The organism is Nocardia sp. JCM 38205, assembly GCF_058222935.1.
In genome coordinates this window covers 662,425-675,494 of sequence record NZ_JBYHFL010000002.1, presented here as the reverse complement: position 1 = coordinate 675,494, position 13,070 = coordinate 662,425, and the positions used below count along the sequence as shown (strand labels likewise).

The 13,070-nt window shown below is 67.2% G+C and carries 13 protein-coding genes; 7 read left to right on the top strand and 6 right to left on the bottom strand.

All coding sequences use genetic code 11. From position 1 onward, the window contains the following. Positions 1-216: 216 nt before the first annotated feature. Together thiC and AC4HOU_RS09890 are read left to right on the top strand one after the other, a co-directional pair. Positions 217-1,878, top strand: coding sequence for a phosphomethylpyrimidine synthase ThiC (gene thiC / locus AC4HOU_RS09895; protein ID WP_178127494.1), 1,662 nt, complete (start codon positions 217-219; stop codon positions 1,876-1,878). A 245-nt stretch (positions 1,879-2,123) separates the two neighbouring features. After that, positions 2,124-2,849, top strand: a complete 726-nt coding sequence (locus tag AC4HOU_RS09890; RefSeq protein ID WP_194991766.1) for an HD domain-containing protein — start codon at positions 2,124-2,126, stop codon at positions 2,847-2,849. Positions 2,850-2,898: 49 nt separating this feature from the next. On the opposite strand, the gene AC4HOU_RS09885 is transcribed toward AC4HOU_RS09890, so the two are convergent. Genes AC4HOU_RS09885 through AC4HOU_RS09875 form a run of 3 tightly spaced genes read right to left on the bottom strand, consistent with a single transcriptional unit; the run spans position 2,899 to position 5,466 of the window. After that, positions 2,899-3,885 (bottom strand): ABC transporter substrate-binding protein, encoded by a 987-nt coding sequence (locus AC4HOU_RS09885; RefSeq protein ID WP_324197363.1) that lies wholly within the window; start codon positions 3,883-3,885, stop codon positions 2,899-2,901. A gap of 34 nt (positions 3,886-3,919) precedes the next feature. Beyond that, positions 3,920-4,651, bottom strand: coding sequence for an ABC transporter ATP-binding protein (locus AC4HOU_RS09880; protein ID WP_163810486.1), 732 nt, complete (start codon positions 4,649-4,651; stop codon positions 3,920-3,922). After that, complete coding sequence (locus AC4HOU_RS09875; protein WP_228815173.1) at positions 4,648-5,466, bottom strand: ABC transporter permease; 819 nt, start codon at positions 5,464-5,466, stop codon at positions 4,648-4,650. The genes AC4HOU_RS09880 and AC4HOU_RS09875 overlap by 4 nt, the downstream gene beginning before the upstream one ends. Positions 5,467-5,825: 359 nt before the next feature. Between AC4HOU_RS09875 and AC4HOU_RS09870 the strand changes: the two genes are divergently transcribed. Beyond that, a complete protein-coding gene (locus tag AC4HOU_RS09870) occupies positions 5,826-6,962 on the top strand; it encodes a GTP-binding protein (protein WP_163810488.1) in 1,137 nt (378 codons plus the stop codon). 63 nt (positions 6,963-7,025) lie between these two features. On the opposite strand, the gene AC4HOU_RS09865 is transcribed toward AC4HOU_RS09870, so the two are convergent. Then, on the bottom strand, positions 7,026-8,159 hold the full coding sequence (locus AC4HOU_RS09865; RefSeq protein ID WP_195020184.1) for an epoxide hydrolase family protein: 1,134 nt from the start codon (positions 8,157-8,159) through the stop codon (positions 7,026-7,028). A 90-nt stretch (positions 8,160-8,249) separates the two neighbouring features. Here AC4HOU_RS09865 and AC4HOU_RS09860 point away from each other — a divergent pair, with 90 nt between their 5' ends. Then, positions 8,250-8,903 carry a TetR/AcrR family transcriptional regulator gene (locus AC4HOU_RS09860; protein WP_163810493.1) on the top strand — a complete coding sequence of 218 codons (654 nt, stop codon included), beginning with the start codon at positions 8,250-8,252 and terminating at the stop codon, positions 8,901-8,903. 3 nt (positions 8,904-8,906) lie between these two features. On the opposite strand, the gene AC4HOU_RS09855 is transcribed toward AC4HOU_RS09860, so the two are convergent. Continuing rightward, the gene (locus AC4HOU_RS09855) at positions 8,907-9,530 is read right to left on the bottom strand and encodes an NAD(P)-dependent oxidoreductase (RefSeq protein ID WP_195006839.1); all 624 of its coding nucleotides are present in this window, start codon (positions 9,528-9,530) and stop codon (positions 8,907-8,909) included. Positions 9,531-9,672: 142 nt separating this feature from the next. Beyond that, on the bottom strand, positions 9,673-10,923 hold the full coding sequence (locus AC4HOU_RS09850) for a KasA/KasB family beta-ketoacyl-ACP synthase (protein WP_194991621.1): 1,251 nt from the start codon (positions 10,921-10,923) through the stop codon (positions 9,673-9,675). A gap of 31 nt (positions 10,924-10,954) precedes the next feature. Between AC4HOU_RS09850 and AC4HOU_RS09845 the strand changes: the two genes are divergently transcribed. The 3 genes from AC4HOU_RS09845 (at position 10,955) to thiD (ending at position 13,051) form a co-directional block, all read left to right on the top strand. Next, positions 10,955-11,512 carry a TetR/AcrR family transcriptional regulator gene (locus AC4HOU_RS09845; RefSeq protein WP_163810500.1) on the top strand — a complete coding sequence of 186 codons (558 nt, stop codon included), beginning with the start codon at positions 10,955-10,957 and terminating at the stop codon, positions 11,510-11,512. A gap of 45 nt (positions 11,513-11,557) precedes the next feature. Beyond that, positions 11,558-12,076: a nitroreductase/quinone reductase family protein gene (locus tag AC4HOU_RS09840; RefSeq protein ID WP_194991622.1), complete on the top strand. Its 519-nt coding sequence runs from the start codon at positions 11,558-11,560 to the stop codon at positions 12,074-12,076. Between the two features lie 120 nt (positions 12,077-12,196). Next, positions 12,197-13,051, top strand: a complete 855-nt coding sequence (gene thiD, locus AC4HOU_RS09835; RefSeq protein ID WP_194991623.1) for a bifunctional hydroxymethylpyrimidine kinase/phosphomethylpyrimidine kinase — start codon at positions 12,197-12,199, stop codon at positions 13,049-13,051. Positions 13,052-13,070 lie beyond the last annotated feature (19 nt).

Here is a 13,070-nt window from a genome sequence, read left to right as displayed (position 1 = left end):
TCTGCTCACCCGGTGCGGTATCCGGCGGTGAGTTCGGATGCCGCGCCCAGGTCTGCTCCGGGCGCGCAGCGGGGCGGGTATGGTCGGGCGGGTACGCATCACGCCAACGGGGGCTCGCACCAGCGGGCTGAGAGGACGGCTAGCCCGATGCCGGGCGGATCAGGGCCGTCGACCGTATGAACCTGACCGGGTAATGCCGGCGTAGGGAGGAAAAATATGGGTTCCACCGGCCGTTCCGCGACCACCGCAGGGGTCGACACGGTGACCACCGGCCCGATCGAGGGCAGCGTCAAGCACTACGAAGAGGTCGAGGCCGACGGGCTGACCTTGCGCATCCCGGTGCGCCGGATCAATCTGACCACCGGCGCGCACTTCGACGTCTACGACACCTCGGGCCCGTACACCGACGACACCGCGACCATCGACCTCGAAGCCGGCCTGCCCAAGCTGCGCGACGAATGGCCCAAGCCGCAGATCGACGGCCCGCGCACCCAGCTGGCCTGGGCGCGGGCGGGCATCATCACCGCAGAAATGCGCTATATCGCCGCGCGCGAAGGGGTTTCACCGGAACTGGTGCGCGACGAGGTCGCCGCGGGCCGCGCGGTGATCCCCGCCAACCACCGCCATCCCGAATGCGAGCCGATGATCATCGGCAAGAAGTTCGCGGTGAAGATCAACGCCAATATCGGCAACTCCGCCGTCTCCTCCTCCATCGCCGAGGAGGTGGAGAAGATGGTGTGGGCCACCCGCTGGGGCGCCGACACCATCATGGACCTGTCCACCGGCAAGAACATCCACGAGACCCGCGAGTGGATCATGCGCAACTCGCCGGTCCCGGTGGGTACGGTGCCGATCTACCAGGCGCTGGAGAAGGTCAACGGCGATCCCACCAAGCTGACCTGGGAAATCTACCGCGATACCGTCATCGAGCAGTGCGAGCAGGGCGTCGACTACATGACGGTGCACGCGGGCGTGCTGCTGCGGTATGTGCCGCTGACGGCCAAGCGCGTCACCGGCATCGTCTCGCGCGGCGGCTCGATCATGGCGGCCTGGTGTCTGGCCCACCACAAGGAGTCGTTCCTCTACACCCACTTCGAGGAACTGTGCGAGATCCTGGCCCGCTACGACGTCACCTTCTCCCTCGGTGACGGCCTGCGCCCCGGTTCCATCGCCGACGCCAACGACGAGGCCCAGTTCGCCGAGCTGCGCACTCTCGGCGAGCTCACCAAGATCGCGAAATCGCATGGTGTGCAGGTGATGATCGAAGGCCCAGGCCACGTGCCGATGCACAAGATCGTGGAGAACGTGCGGCTGGAGGAGGAGCTGTGCGAGGAGGCGCCGTTCTACACTCTCGGCCCGCTGGCCACCGATATCGCCCCGGCCTACGACCACATCACCTCGGCCATCGGCGCCGCGATCATCGCCCAAGCCGGCACCGCGATGCTGTGCTACGTCACGCCCAAGGAGCATCTGGGCCTGCCCAACCGCGATGACGTCAAGGTCGGCGTGATCACCTACAAGATCGCCGCGCACGCCGCCGACCTCGCCAAGGGTCATCCCCGCGCCCAGCAGCGTGACGACGAATTGTCCAAGGCCCGTTTCGAATTCCGCTGGGTCGACCAGTTCAACCTGTCGCTGGATCCGGACACCGCCCGCGAATACCACGACGAGACCATGCCCGCCGAGCCGGCCAAGACCGCGCACTTCTGCTCCATGTGCGGCCCGAAGTTCTGCTCCATGCGCATCTCCGCCGACGTGCGCGAATACGCCGAGAAGCAGGGCCTCACCGATGTGGAGGCCATCGAGGCGGGCATGGCGGAGAAGTCCGCGGAGTTCGCCGACGCAGGCAAGAAGGTCTACCTGCCGGTCGTTTCCTAGCAGCACCGAGAAACGCACGCCCCCGGCCGGATTCGGCCGAGGGCGTGCGTTTGTTTCTCAGCTGTCCGGACCCCGCGGTCCATTACCATACCGACAATCGGTAATGACTCGATCAGACGCGGATAGGTGTGGGTATGGACGGCCAGGAAATACGCCAGGCGAATCTCCCCCGTACAGAACCCGCCGCACCGCGGCGTGGTTCGGCATCGGAGGCGCCTGAACGACCGTCTCGACCGCGCGGTGCGATGGACCGCAAGCAGAAGATCGGTTTCGCACTACGCGCCGCTACCGCGCAACTAGCCGGACTGCCCGGTGTCATCAAGACGACGCTGGGCGTCGGCGGCCGCTCGACAGCGGTGGAGCTGCCCGAGGCGCCACCGGACAGCAGACTCACCCGGCGTGCCTTCGAGCTGGCCGAATCCGTCTACTGCGGTGAACTACAGCAGCACTGCCTGCGCTGCTGGTACTTCGGCACAGCGTTCGCACAGATGGCCGGACACCGCTTCGACCCAGAGTTGCTCTACGTCGCAACGCTGCTGCACGACATCGCGCTGACCGATCGGTATCGGCCCACGCCGGAGCAGTCACCATGTTTCGCCGCACACGGCGGGACGGTGGCGCGAGCGCAACTGCTGACGTGGGGAGCCGCGGCTGAATTCGCCGACCTCGTCGAGGAGGCCATCGACCTGCACATGGACGTCAGAGTGGATCCCGCGCAGGGGGTGGAGGCGCACCTGTTGCACGCCGCCGCGCACCTCGATGTCGCCGGCAGCCGGATCGGCGATCTGCCACGTGCACTTCTGGCCGACATCGTGCGGATCCACCCCCGCGACCGGTTCACCGACTCCTTCCTCGTCGCCATGCGACGGGAGGCGCACGAGCGACCGGATTCTCGAGCGGCGGTGATGTGGAAGCTGGGCATGCGAGTTCCGGTGCAGTTGAATCCACTGAACAAGTCCCTGTCCAGTTGACATACACCGAGCGGCATGAGCTCCGTATGGCCGCACGCGACGGCGGCTTCTACTGTTCGAAGCGCTGATCGACGAAGTCGGCGAAGGCGACCTTGCCGGGGATGGCGCCTGCCTCGGTGAAGGCGTCGGCGATTTCCTGTTCGGAGGCGACCACCTCGTCGGTCAGCGGGATCGGCTCTTTGATCGAGCGGGTCCAGGTGGTGCGGGAGGCGTCGACGGGGATGGCGGTCAGTTCGGCGTACTTGGTGGACCACAGCTCGAGGTTGTCCGACGACCACTTGGTGGCCGCGGCGTAGCGGGTGAAGAAGTCGCGGATGGCAGCCGACTTTCCTGGGTCGTCGACGGCCTTGTTCGAGGCGACCCAGAAGTTGTAGCCGTTGGCGGCCTGATCGGCGGAGGCGATGGACTTGGCGCCGACCTCCTTTTCCGCGATGGCGGTGTAGGGATCCCAGACCGCCCAGGCGTCGACATCGCCGCGGGTCAGCGAGGCGTAGCCATCGGCGGGCGCCAGGTAGACCGGTTCCACCTCGTCCAGGCTCAGGCCCGCTTTCTGGAGTTGCAGCAGCAGGTTCGCGTTCGCCGAGCTGCCCTTGGTGACGGCGACCTTCTTGCCCTTCAGATCGGCCACCGAGGCGACCTTCGAGTCCTTGCCGACGAGAATCGCATCGCCCTTACCGGTGGCCGCCAGCGCGCCGACGATCTTGATATCGGCATTCGCGGCGGCACCGAAGATCACCGGGGTATTGCCGGTCTGCGCCAGATCGATGCCCCCGGCTCCGGCCGCCTCGATCAGCGGCGGGCCGGCTGTGAAGGTGGAGAACTCGATCTTGTACGGCAGATTCTCCAGCTGGCCGGAGGCCCGCAAGAGCACCTCGATCGAAATGGCCTTCTGATCCCCGACTTTCAAGGTCACCGCACTGAGGTCCACCGGCCCGCTCGGCGCGGGCGCGGCCTCCTCACCGCATGCGGAGGTGGCGAAGACAGCGGCGGCCACCATGGCCGCACCTGCGAGCCGGAATATCGAGAGTCGTTTCACCAGAACTGCTTTCCTGCGTAGTGGAGCGGGTGGATCAGGCGTCGACGCCGAGTAGCCGCAGCAACCGGGCGACGTGCTCGGCGGCCTCCGGCGACGAATGCGGACGCGGACGGGCGAGATCGATGCGGACCTCATCGGCGATGCGGCCGTGCTCTAGCACCAGCACACGATCGGCCAGTGCGACCGCCTCCGCGACATCGTGGGTAACCAGCAGCACCCCGAATCCGCGTTCGGCCTGCAACCGCAGCAGTAGATCGTGCATGGCCAGGCGCGTGAGCGCGTCAAGGGCGCCGAACGGTTCGTCGAGCAGCAGCAATGTCGGGTGCGCGACCAATGCCCTGGCCAGGGCGACGCGCTGGGCCTCACCGCCGGAGAGGGTGAGCGGCCAGGCCTCGGCGCGCTCGCGCAGATTCACCTGCTCGAGCAGCTGCCGGGCGATCTTCTCGTCGGCCCGGCGATTACGCGGGCTCGGCCGCCCGAGCGCGACATTGCGCACGACCGGAAGCCACGGAATGAGCCGCGCCTCCTGGAAGACGATCGTCGGCTGCGCCTGCACCGTCACTGTTCCGCGATCGGCCTGTTCGAGGCCGCCGATGATCCGCAGCAGCGTCGACTTCCCGGAGCCGCTGCGCCCGACCAACGCGACGATCTCACCGGCGGCGATCTCGACGTCGACGCCATCGAGCACGCTGCGCCCGCCGAAGCTCTTGTCCAGGCCACTGATTCGAGCCGCCGCACGCGCGGCCACTTGCTGGGTGACGGTCATGGTTGGACTCCTCGGTCGACGGACGGACGCCAGCGCAGCGCACGTTGTTCGAGCGCGCGCACGATCGCATCGGTGGCGAGCCCGAGCAGGCTGTAGATGAGCAGCCCGAAGATCACGATGTCGGTGCGCAGGAATTCGCGGGCATTGTTGATCACGAAGCCGAGGCCGGCGCTCGCGTTGATCTGCTCGGCCACGATCAGCGACAGCCAGGCGATGCCGAGACTCTGCCGCGCACCGACCAGGATCTGCGGCAACGCACCGGGCACGATGAGCAACCGCAGGCGTTCGGACAGCGACAGTTGCAGGGTGCGGCTCAGCTCCAGCAGCTTCGGATCCAGCTGACGAATACCGGCGAAGGTATTCAGGTACAGCGGGCAGAACACACCGAGGGCGATCAGGTAGATCTTCGGTTCCTCGCCGATCCCGAACCAGATGATGAACAGCGGGATCAGCCCGAACAGCGGGATGGTTCGCACCATCTGCAATGGCGGATCCAGCACGTATTCACCGGTCGTGCTGATTCCCGCGAGAATGCCGAGCACCAGCGCGAGCACCGCGCCGAGCAGGAATCCGTACAGCGCCCGCTCGCCCGACACCAGCAGCGCCTCGCCCAGTTGCCCGGACCGATACAGCTCCAGCCCGGCGTCGAGCACCACCGACGGCGCGGGAAGTTTCTTCGCCGACACCCACCCACTGCTACTGGCGATCTGCCAGATCACCAGCAGCGCGATCGGAGCCAGTGCACGCAGGAACCCCGGACGTCGATACAGCGGAACCCGCTGCTCGGCCCGCTCGGTGCGCCTCTCCATAAGCATTCGTGCATGATGCGGGCCGGCGCGGGCCCGCCGACAGGGTTGTACTCAGGGTGAATCGATCGCGCGGCCGGTCGGCCGTTTCGTCCCCGTAGAGTCACGCTCCGATGACTTACTGTCCGCCGCAGAAGAATCCGCCGTCCGAGGGGCCCGCCGGGAATCCACCGCCCGCGAACCCACCGCACCCCGGGCCCGGTCCCGCGCCGGCGCAGTATCAGTACCCGCCGCAACCGTACGGTCCGCCGCAGCTGCCGCCCGAGCCGACGTCGACACGGTCGTCGGCCCCCAGATCCAGCACGTCTTCGACACCCTGCGCGGATAGCGCGTGACCGCTCGTTAATGACAATGGTTATCATTAGCGGATGACCACAGCGCAACTACCCGTCACCGTCCTGTCCGGATTCCTCGGCGCGGGCAAGACCACCCTGCTCAACCACATCCTGGCCAACCGGGAGGGTCGCCGGGTCGCGGTGATCGTCAATGACATGAGCGAGGTGAATATCGACGCCGCGCTGGTCGCCGGGCAGGGGCATCTCGATCGCACCGAGGAGAAGCTGGTCGAGCTGACCAATGGCTGCATCTGCTGCACCCTGCGCGAAGACCTCATCGAGGCGGTGGCCCGGCTGGCCGGGGAGGGGCGGTTCGATCAACTCGTCATCGAGTCGACGGGCATTTCCGAGCCGATGCCGGTCGCCGCCACCTTCGACTGGGAGTTCGAGGACGGGTTCAGCCTCGGATCCGTCGCCCGGCTCGACACCATGGTGACGGTGGTCGACGCCTCGACCTTCCTGGCCGAGATCGCCCGCGGCCAGGCGCTGGCCGAACGGAATATGCAAGCGGGCGAGGGCGATGAACGCGGAATCGCCGATCTGCTGGCAGATCAGGTGGAATTCGCGGATGTGCTGCTGATCAACAAAACCGACCTGGTGAGCGAGAGCGCGGCCGGAGCCGTGGAGGCGGCGGTGCGGCGAATGAATCCGCGCGCCAAGGTCTTACGAACCCGCCACGGCGTGGTCGAGCTGAGCGAAGTATTGAACACCGGCCGCTACGACCCCGTCGCAGCAGCCTCCACCGAGGGCTGGGCGGAGGAGTTGGCGGGCGGTCACGTCCCGGAGACCGAGGAATACGGCATCAGCAGCCTCACCTACACCGCCGAACGCCCATTCCATCCGCAGCGGTTGTCCGAGGCGTTGGAACAACTGCGCGGCCTGCTGCGCAGCAAGGGTTTCTGCTGGATCGCGAGTCGATCCGACCTTGCCGCCATCTGGTCGCAAGCCGGGCCGAATCTGGTGTTCGAACCGGCCGCGTGGTGGTCCTCGCTCGAGATCCCGGCCGGGCAGGAGATCGTCTTCATCGGCATAAAGCTCAATCGCGACCATATTCGGGCCCTGCTCGACCGCGCGCTGCTCACCGACGCCGAAATGGATGCGGGCCCGCAGGCCTGGGCGAGCTACCCCGACCCGTTCCCCGCCTGGGGCGAACTCCACGAACACGCCTGAGCCGCCTCCCGCACGGCGACGGCCCAGGTCCGCCGGCGGGACCTGGGCCGGTGCGCGAGGATGTCAGCTCAGCTTCTCGAAGAACTGCCGGATATCGCCGGTCAAGACCGCCGGCGCCTCGTGTGCGGCGAAATGCCCTGCGGCGTCATTGGGTCCGCCGACGACCGAAACGACATCGTAGGAATTCCAGCTGACGATATTGCTGTGGTCGCGTTCGGCGAATCGCCGCATCGACTGGAAATCGCCCGTGAACATGGCCAGCGCGGTCGGCGTCGTAGTCGGCTCCGCGGGCTGCTCGCTCGCATGGGCCTGCTCGTAGTAGAAGCGAATCGAGGTGGGGCCGGTGCCGGTCAGCCAGTACAGCGCGATGTTCGCGATCACGAACTCCTTGTCCAGGCTCTCGCCGAACAGCTGCGCATTCCATCCGAGCAGCCCGAGCGGGGAATCCGCCAGCGCGTACGCCAGGGTCTGCGGCTGCTGGCTGCAGAAGACGTTGAATCCCATCTTGTTGTCCTGGAACCACTTCAGATGTTCGAGCGCAGCCAGGTCGTCAGCGGAAATGCCCTCGAACTCGGCCGGATCGCCCGACGGGAACGAGAACAGCTGGGTGACGTGCACGCCTACCACCCGATCTGGCGCGATCCGGCCGATCTCCGGCGAGATCATCGAGCCGCCATCGTTGCCGATCGCCCCGAACCGCTCATAGCCCAGCTGGGTCATCAGCTCCACCCACGCCTTGGCCGTGCGCTGCACGTTCCATCCGGTGCTGCGGGTCGGGCCGGAGAAACCGAACCCGGGCAGCGATGGGATCACCACGTGGAAGGCGGGTGCGTCGGGCGATTCCGGCGCGGTCAGCAGCTCGATGACGTCGAGGTATTCCAGCACCGAACCCGGCCAGCCATGGGTGAGGATCACCGGCAGCGCGTCCTCGCGCTCGGACCGGACGTGCAGGAAGTGGATGCTCTCACCGTCGATGTCGGCGATGAACTGAGGGTAGGCATTGAGCCGCGCCTCCACCGCCCGCCAGTCGAACTCGTCGAGCCAGTATTCGGCGAGCCCGCGCACCCGATCGCCCGGCACGCCATAGGAATCGCCGACGCCGGGCAGCTCGTCCGGCCACAGGGCGCGCTGCAACCGCTCGGTCAGGTCGTCGAGGCGGGCCTGCGGGATGTCGACAGTGAAGGGACGGACGGTCATGGCGAGCTCCTCGGGATTGGAACGGAATGGTTCGTTCTGTTCACACCGTAACAGAACGGATCATTCCGTTTCAAGTGCTAGCCTGAAGCCATGCCGAAAACATCCGACGCACCAGCTCAGAAGGGGTTGCCCGGCCGCAAGGCCCAGGCCGCCCGCAATGACAGCATCATCCTCGACGCGGCCCGGGCGGTGTTCCTCGCCGATGCCGCCGCCCCGATCTCGGCCGTCGCCGAACGCGCCGGCGTCGGCATCAGCGCGCTCTATCGCCGCTATCCGAGCAAGGACGTGCTGCTGCGCACCCTCTGTTACGACGGCCTGCGCCGTTACAACACTGAAGCCGAAGCGGCACTGGAGGATTCGGATGGCTGGCGCGGTCTCGTCGGTTTCCTGGAGCGAGTGGTGGACGCCGATGTCCACTCCCTCACCGTGCGTCTGGCGGGAACGTTCACGCCGGACGATTCGATCGTGCCCGACGTGCAGCGCTCCGGTGAGCTGACGTCGGAACTGGTCCGGCGGGCCCACGCCACCGGCCGGCTTCGCCCCGAGGTGACCGACCTCGACCTGGGATTGGTGCTCGACGCCTGCGCTGCCGTCGGCACCCCCGAACCCGAACGCACCAGACAATTGCGTCGACGAGTACTCGCCCTGCTGGTCGAGGGCATGGCCGCCGCAGGCGAACTACCCGGTCCCGCACCGCAGCCGGGAGAGTTCGCCTGGCGCTGGCAACCGCGCACCGGCCGGTGAGCATCAGTTCGAGATGCCGACCGCCCGATGCAGATAGGTGCGGTCGGTGAGCTGATCCAGCATGAAATCGGCAATGTCGGCGCGTGAGATCTTCAGCGACAGCCCGGCTTCGTCGCCGGCGAAGCCCTGCCGATAGGTGCCGGTCGCGGGCCCATCGGTGAACGCGCTCGGGCGCACGATCGTCCAGTCGAGATCGCTGGCGCGCACATACTCCTCCTGGCGGACGTGGTCGTTGTAGGCCGGCCGCAGCACCAGGCCGAACAGGATGTACTTCCACAGGAAGTTCAGGTTGGGCCTGCTGTCGCCGACACCGAGGGTGGACTGGCAGATCAACCGCTTGACGCCGTTGCGGCGCATCGCCTCGATGACGGTGCGCGTCCCCTCGGCCCGCACCACCCCCTTGCGGCCGTTGCCGAGTGAGATCAGCACCGCGTCCTGACCCGCGACGGCGCCCTCGACGGCGGCCGGGTCGAGCACATCACCCTCGAGCACCCGCAGGTTGTCGTGGGTGGTGCTCACCCGGCTCGCGTCGCGCGTGAGGGCGGTGACCTCGTGGCCCTGCCGCAAGGCCCGTTCGAGGACGTGGCGGCCGAGGGTTCCGGTGGCTCCGAAGATCGCGATTCGCATGGTGTTCTCCTGAATTCTCGAAAGCTGTTGTTTCGTTGGTGAAACCAGTACACCCGCAGCGATCGAGACGTTCCATGGTCTGCGATCTCGCAAACATAAGCGGGCGTCTCACTCCCGCTCATGATCGCTGGGCTTCAGAACCTCAGGCCCGGCCGAGCGCGAGCGCAACATTGTGCCCGCCGAAACCGAACGAATTGGTCAGCGCGTAGTCGATCCGCTGCGGACGCGCCGCGCCGGCGACGATATCGAGGTCGACGTCCGGATTCTCCAGATTGAGCGTCGGCGGCACGACCTGTTCGCGCAGCGTCAGGGCGGTGATGATGGTTTCCAACGCACCGACCGCGCCGATGGAGTGCCCGAGGGCCGATTTCGGAGCGTAGATCGACGCCGTCGGCGTGACCGCGGTGATGGCATTGGCCTCGGAGGCGTCGCCGATCGACGTCGACGTGGCGTGCGCGTTGACATGCTGGATATCCGAATCCGTCAGTCCCGCGGTGCTGATCGCCTTCCGCATCGCGCGTGCGGCACCGTTGCCCTCCGGTTCGGAGGCGACGATGTGGTAGGCGTCGGAGGTGATGCCCGCACCGAGCACCCTGGCGTGCGGGCGCGCACCCCTGGCCCGGGCGTGGCGCTCGGATTCGAGCACGACCAGCGCTCCCGCCTCACCGAAGACGAAACCGTCACGATCCCGGTCGAACGGCCGCGACGCGCGTTCGGGCTCGTCGTTGCGGGTGCTCATGGCCCGCATCATGGCGAAACTCGCGATCGGCACCGCATGGATATGGCCTTCGACGCCGCCCGCGACGACCACGTCGGCCTCGCCGGTACGGATCAGCCGCCAGGCATGCGCGATCGCCTCCGACCCCGACGAACATGCTGAGACCGGAGCGTAAACCCCTGCCCTGGCGCCGATTTCGAGACTCACCGCGGCGGCCGGACCGTTCGGCATGACCATCGGGACGGTCATCGGCGCCACCTTCCGATAACCGCCCGCGCGCATCGCGTCGACCGCGTCGATCAGGGCGTCACCACCACCGAGGCCGGTACCGATGACGACCGCGAGCCGCTCGCCGTCCACCTCCGGCGCGCCGGCCGCCCGCCACACCCGGCGGCCGAGTACCAGCGCCAGCTGTTCCACATACGAATGCCTGCGCTGCTCGACCCTGGTCAGCTCGCCCGCCGGATTCTCGGCCAGTTTGCCGCCGATCCGGACCGGAAGGCCTTCGGCGAAGTCGTCGTCCAGCGGGCCGATGCCGGTGCGGCCGCGCAGCAGCTCCGACCAGGTCGCGTCCATATCGGCGGCCAGCGAGGTGGTGGCCGCGTACGCCGTCATGACCACGCCGTCCGTCGTCACCGGAGTTTCCGAAGCGACTGTTACATTCACGATTGACATGGATACCTGTACCAATCGCTACAGTCAACCCATGGCCCGCCCTCTCGACCACGCCAAACGCACCGAGCTCCTGGCCGCCGTGGTGCGGTATATCGCCGAGCACGGCCTCGCCGACCTGTCACTTCGCCCGCTCGCCGCCGAGCTCGGCACCAGTTCACGGATGCTCATCTACTACTTCGAGACCAAGGAGAATCTGCTGGTCCAGGCGCTGGCGACACAACGACCCGATATCGCCGCCCTGTTCGCAGGCATCACCGATGCGGCCGCACTGCGGGAGCGGCTGTGGGATTTCTGGGTCGCGAACAGCGCGGGCGAGGGCGTCACCAGTGTCAAGGTGATGATGCAGGTGCTCGGCGCGGCGTGCGCACCCCACGGTCCGTACGCCGGTTACGCCGAGGAGGCCATCGGCGTCTTCGTGCAGAGCCTGTCCGCGGGCCTGCGCCGCGTCGACACCATCGACGACCCGGAAGTCGTTGCCACCCTGCTGATTTCCGGACTGCGCGGCATCCTGCAGGACCGGCTCATCACCGGCGATGCCGACCGCACCGACCGCGCGGCCCGCCGCCTGATCGAGCACACCGTGCGCTGATTCCGGTCCGCCGTTTCTGTCGGTACCCACTGCCATACTGCCGGCATGGCTGAATCCGGTAGCACCCCAGATACCAGCAAGACCATTTCCTACGACGATCCCGACGCCCCCTGGAATCGGGAGTACTCGCCCGAGGAGGTCGCCACCTGGAACGACGACATCATCCGCGAGTTCCGGGAGAACGGCGGCGCGGTCGGCGGCGATTACGCCGGCTCCACCCTGCTCATCCTCACCACCACCGGCGCCAAATCCGGCCGCCCCCACACCGTCGTCCTCGGCGCCCTCTACCGCGACGACACCCTCTATGTCAGCTCCTTCATCGAAGACCGCTACCCCGCCTGGTATCACAATGTCCGGGCGAACCCCGAGGTAACAGTCGAACTCGGCCCCACCACCTACCGAGCCACCGCCGAAGCGCTCACCGGCGAACGCTACGACGAATTCGCAGCCTGGGCGCTCCGCGAGAACCCACTGTTGGCCGATTACCAATCGAAGGTGTCGAAGCCGCTACCGCTGGTGGTGCTCACACTGGGCGAGCCGATCGAGGCGGGCAAGTCCGAATAGCCGGGCTCGAGGTCTGGTCGCAGTCCTCCCTGATGGCTCGACGACGACGCCGACTGCACCGCCCGTCCGGCTCGGGGTGACGTGCGAAACCGCCGACCGGCACCCCGATAAGGTGGGCGGGTGGAATTGCTGCCCTTGGTACCCAGTGGTCGGACGCCGGTTCGGGCGCTCACTATCGCCGGAACGGACTCGGGTGGTGGGGCCGGGATTCAGGCGGATTCGCGGACCATGGCGATGTGCGGGGTGCACGCATGTGTGGCGGTGGCAGCGGTGACGGTGCAGAACTCGGTGGGGGTGAGCGGGTTCCACGAGATTCCGCCGCAGATCGTCGCCGATCAGGTGCGGTCGGTGGTCGGGGATATCGGAGTGGGCGCGGCGAAGACCGGAATGCTGGCGTCGACGGCGATCATCGAGGCGGTAGCGGAGGTCTGCCGGGAGGTAGGTATCGGGCGGGACGGGGAGATTCCGCTGGTGGTTGACCCGGTGGCGGCCTCGATGCACGGTGATCCGCTGCTGCACGAAGAGGCACTGGACGCGGTGCGCAACACACTGTTCCCGATTGCCACCATCGTCACGCCGAACCTCGACGAAGTGCGCCTGATCAGCGGCGTCGAGGTCACCGATGAGGCGAGTGCACGCCGGGCCGCCGAGGCCCTGCACGCCTTCGGGCCGCGCTGGGTCGTGGTCAAGGGCGGGCATCTGCGCTCCTCGGAGAACAGCACCGACCTGCTCTTCGACGGCGAGCAGTTCCTCGAATTCACCGCACCCCGCATCCACACCGGCAACGACCACGGCGGCGGCGACACCCTCGCCGCGGCCCTCGCCTGCGCGCTCGCGCACGGCCACTCGGTGCCGGACGCGTTCGAATTCGCCAAGGAATGGACCCGCCGCTGCCTGGCCGCCTCCTACGACCTGGGCAAAGGCCATGGCCCGGTGTCACCGCTGTGGCGTTTGGAGTCCACGGGCCTGTCGTGACCCGTTTTTGTCGGTGGGT

Bases quoted from the DNA above. Each gene is read 5' to 3' on its own strand.
- thiC (WP_178127494.1), top strand. From the start codon at position 217: ATGGGTTCCACCGGCCGTTCCGCGACCACCGCAGGGGTCGACACGGTG.
- AC4HOU_RS09860 (WP_163810493.1), top strand. From the start codon at position 8,250: ATGCCGAAAACATCCGACGCACCAGCTCAGAAGGGGTTGCCCGGCCGC.
- AC4HOU_RS09890 (WP_194991766.1), top strand. From the start codon at position 2,124: ATGGACCGCAAGCAGAAGATCGGTTTCGCACTACGCGCCGCTACCGCG.
- AC4HOU_RS09855 (WP_195006839.1), bottom strand. From the start codon at position 9,530: ATGCGAATCGCGATCTTCGGAGCCACCGGAACCCTCGGCCGCCACGTC.
- AC4HOU_RS09865 (WP_195020184.1), bottom strand. From the start codon at position 8,159: ATGACCGTCCGTCCCTTCACTGTCGACATCCCGCAGGCCCGCCTCGAC.
- AC4HOU_RS09850 (WP_194991621.1), bottom strand. From the start codon at position 10,923: ATGTCAATCGTGAATGTAACAGTCGCTTCGGAAACTCCGGTGACGACG.
- AC4HOU_RS09880 (WP_163810486.1), bottom strand. From the start codon at position 4,651: ATGACCGTCACCCAGCAAGTGGCCGCGCGTGCGGCGGCTCGAATCAGT.
- AC4HOU_RS09875 (WP_228815173.1), bottom strand. From the start codon at position 5,466: ATGCTTATGGAGAGGCGCACCGAGCGGGCCGAGCAGCGGGTTCCGCTG.
- AC4HOU_RS09870 (WP_163810488.1), top strand. From the start codon at position 5,826: ATGACCACAGCGCAACTACCCGTCACCGTCCTGTCCGGATTCCTCGGC.
- AC4HOU_RS09845 (WP_163810500.1), top strand. From the start codon at position 10,955: ATGGCCCGCCCTCTCGACCACGCCAAACGCACCGAGCTCCTGGCCGCC.
- AC4HOU_RS09840 (WP_194991622.1), top strand. From the start codon at position 11,558: ATGGCTGAATCCGGTAGCACCCCAGATACCAGCAAGACCATTTCCTAC.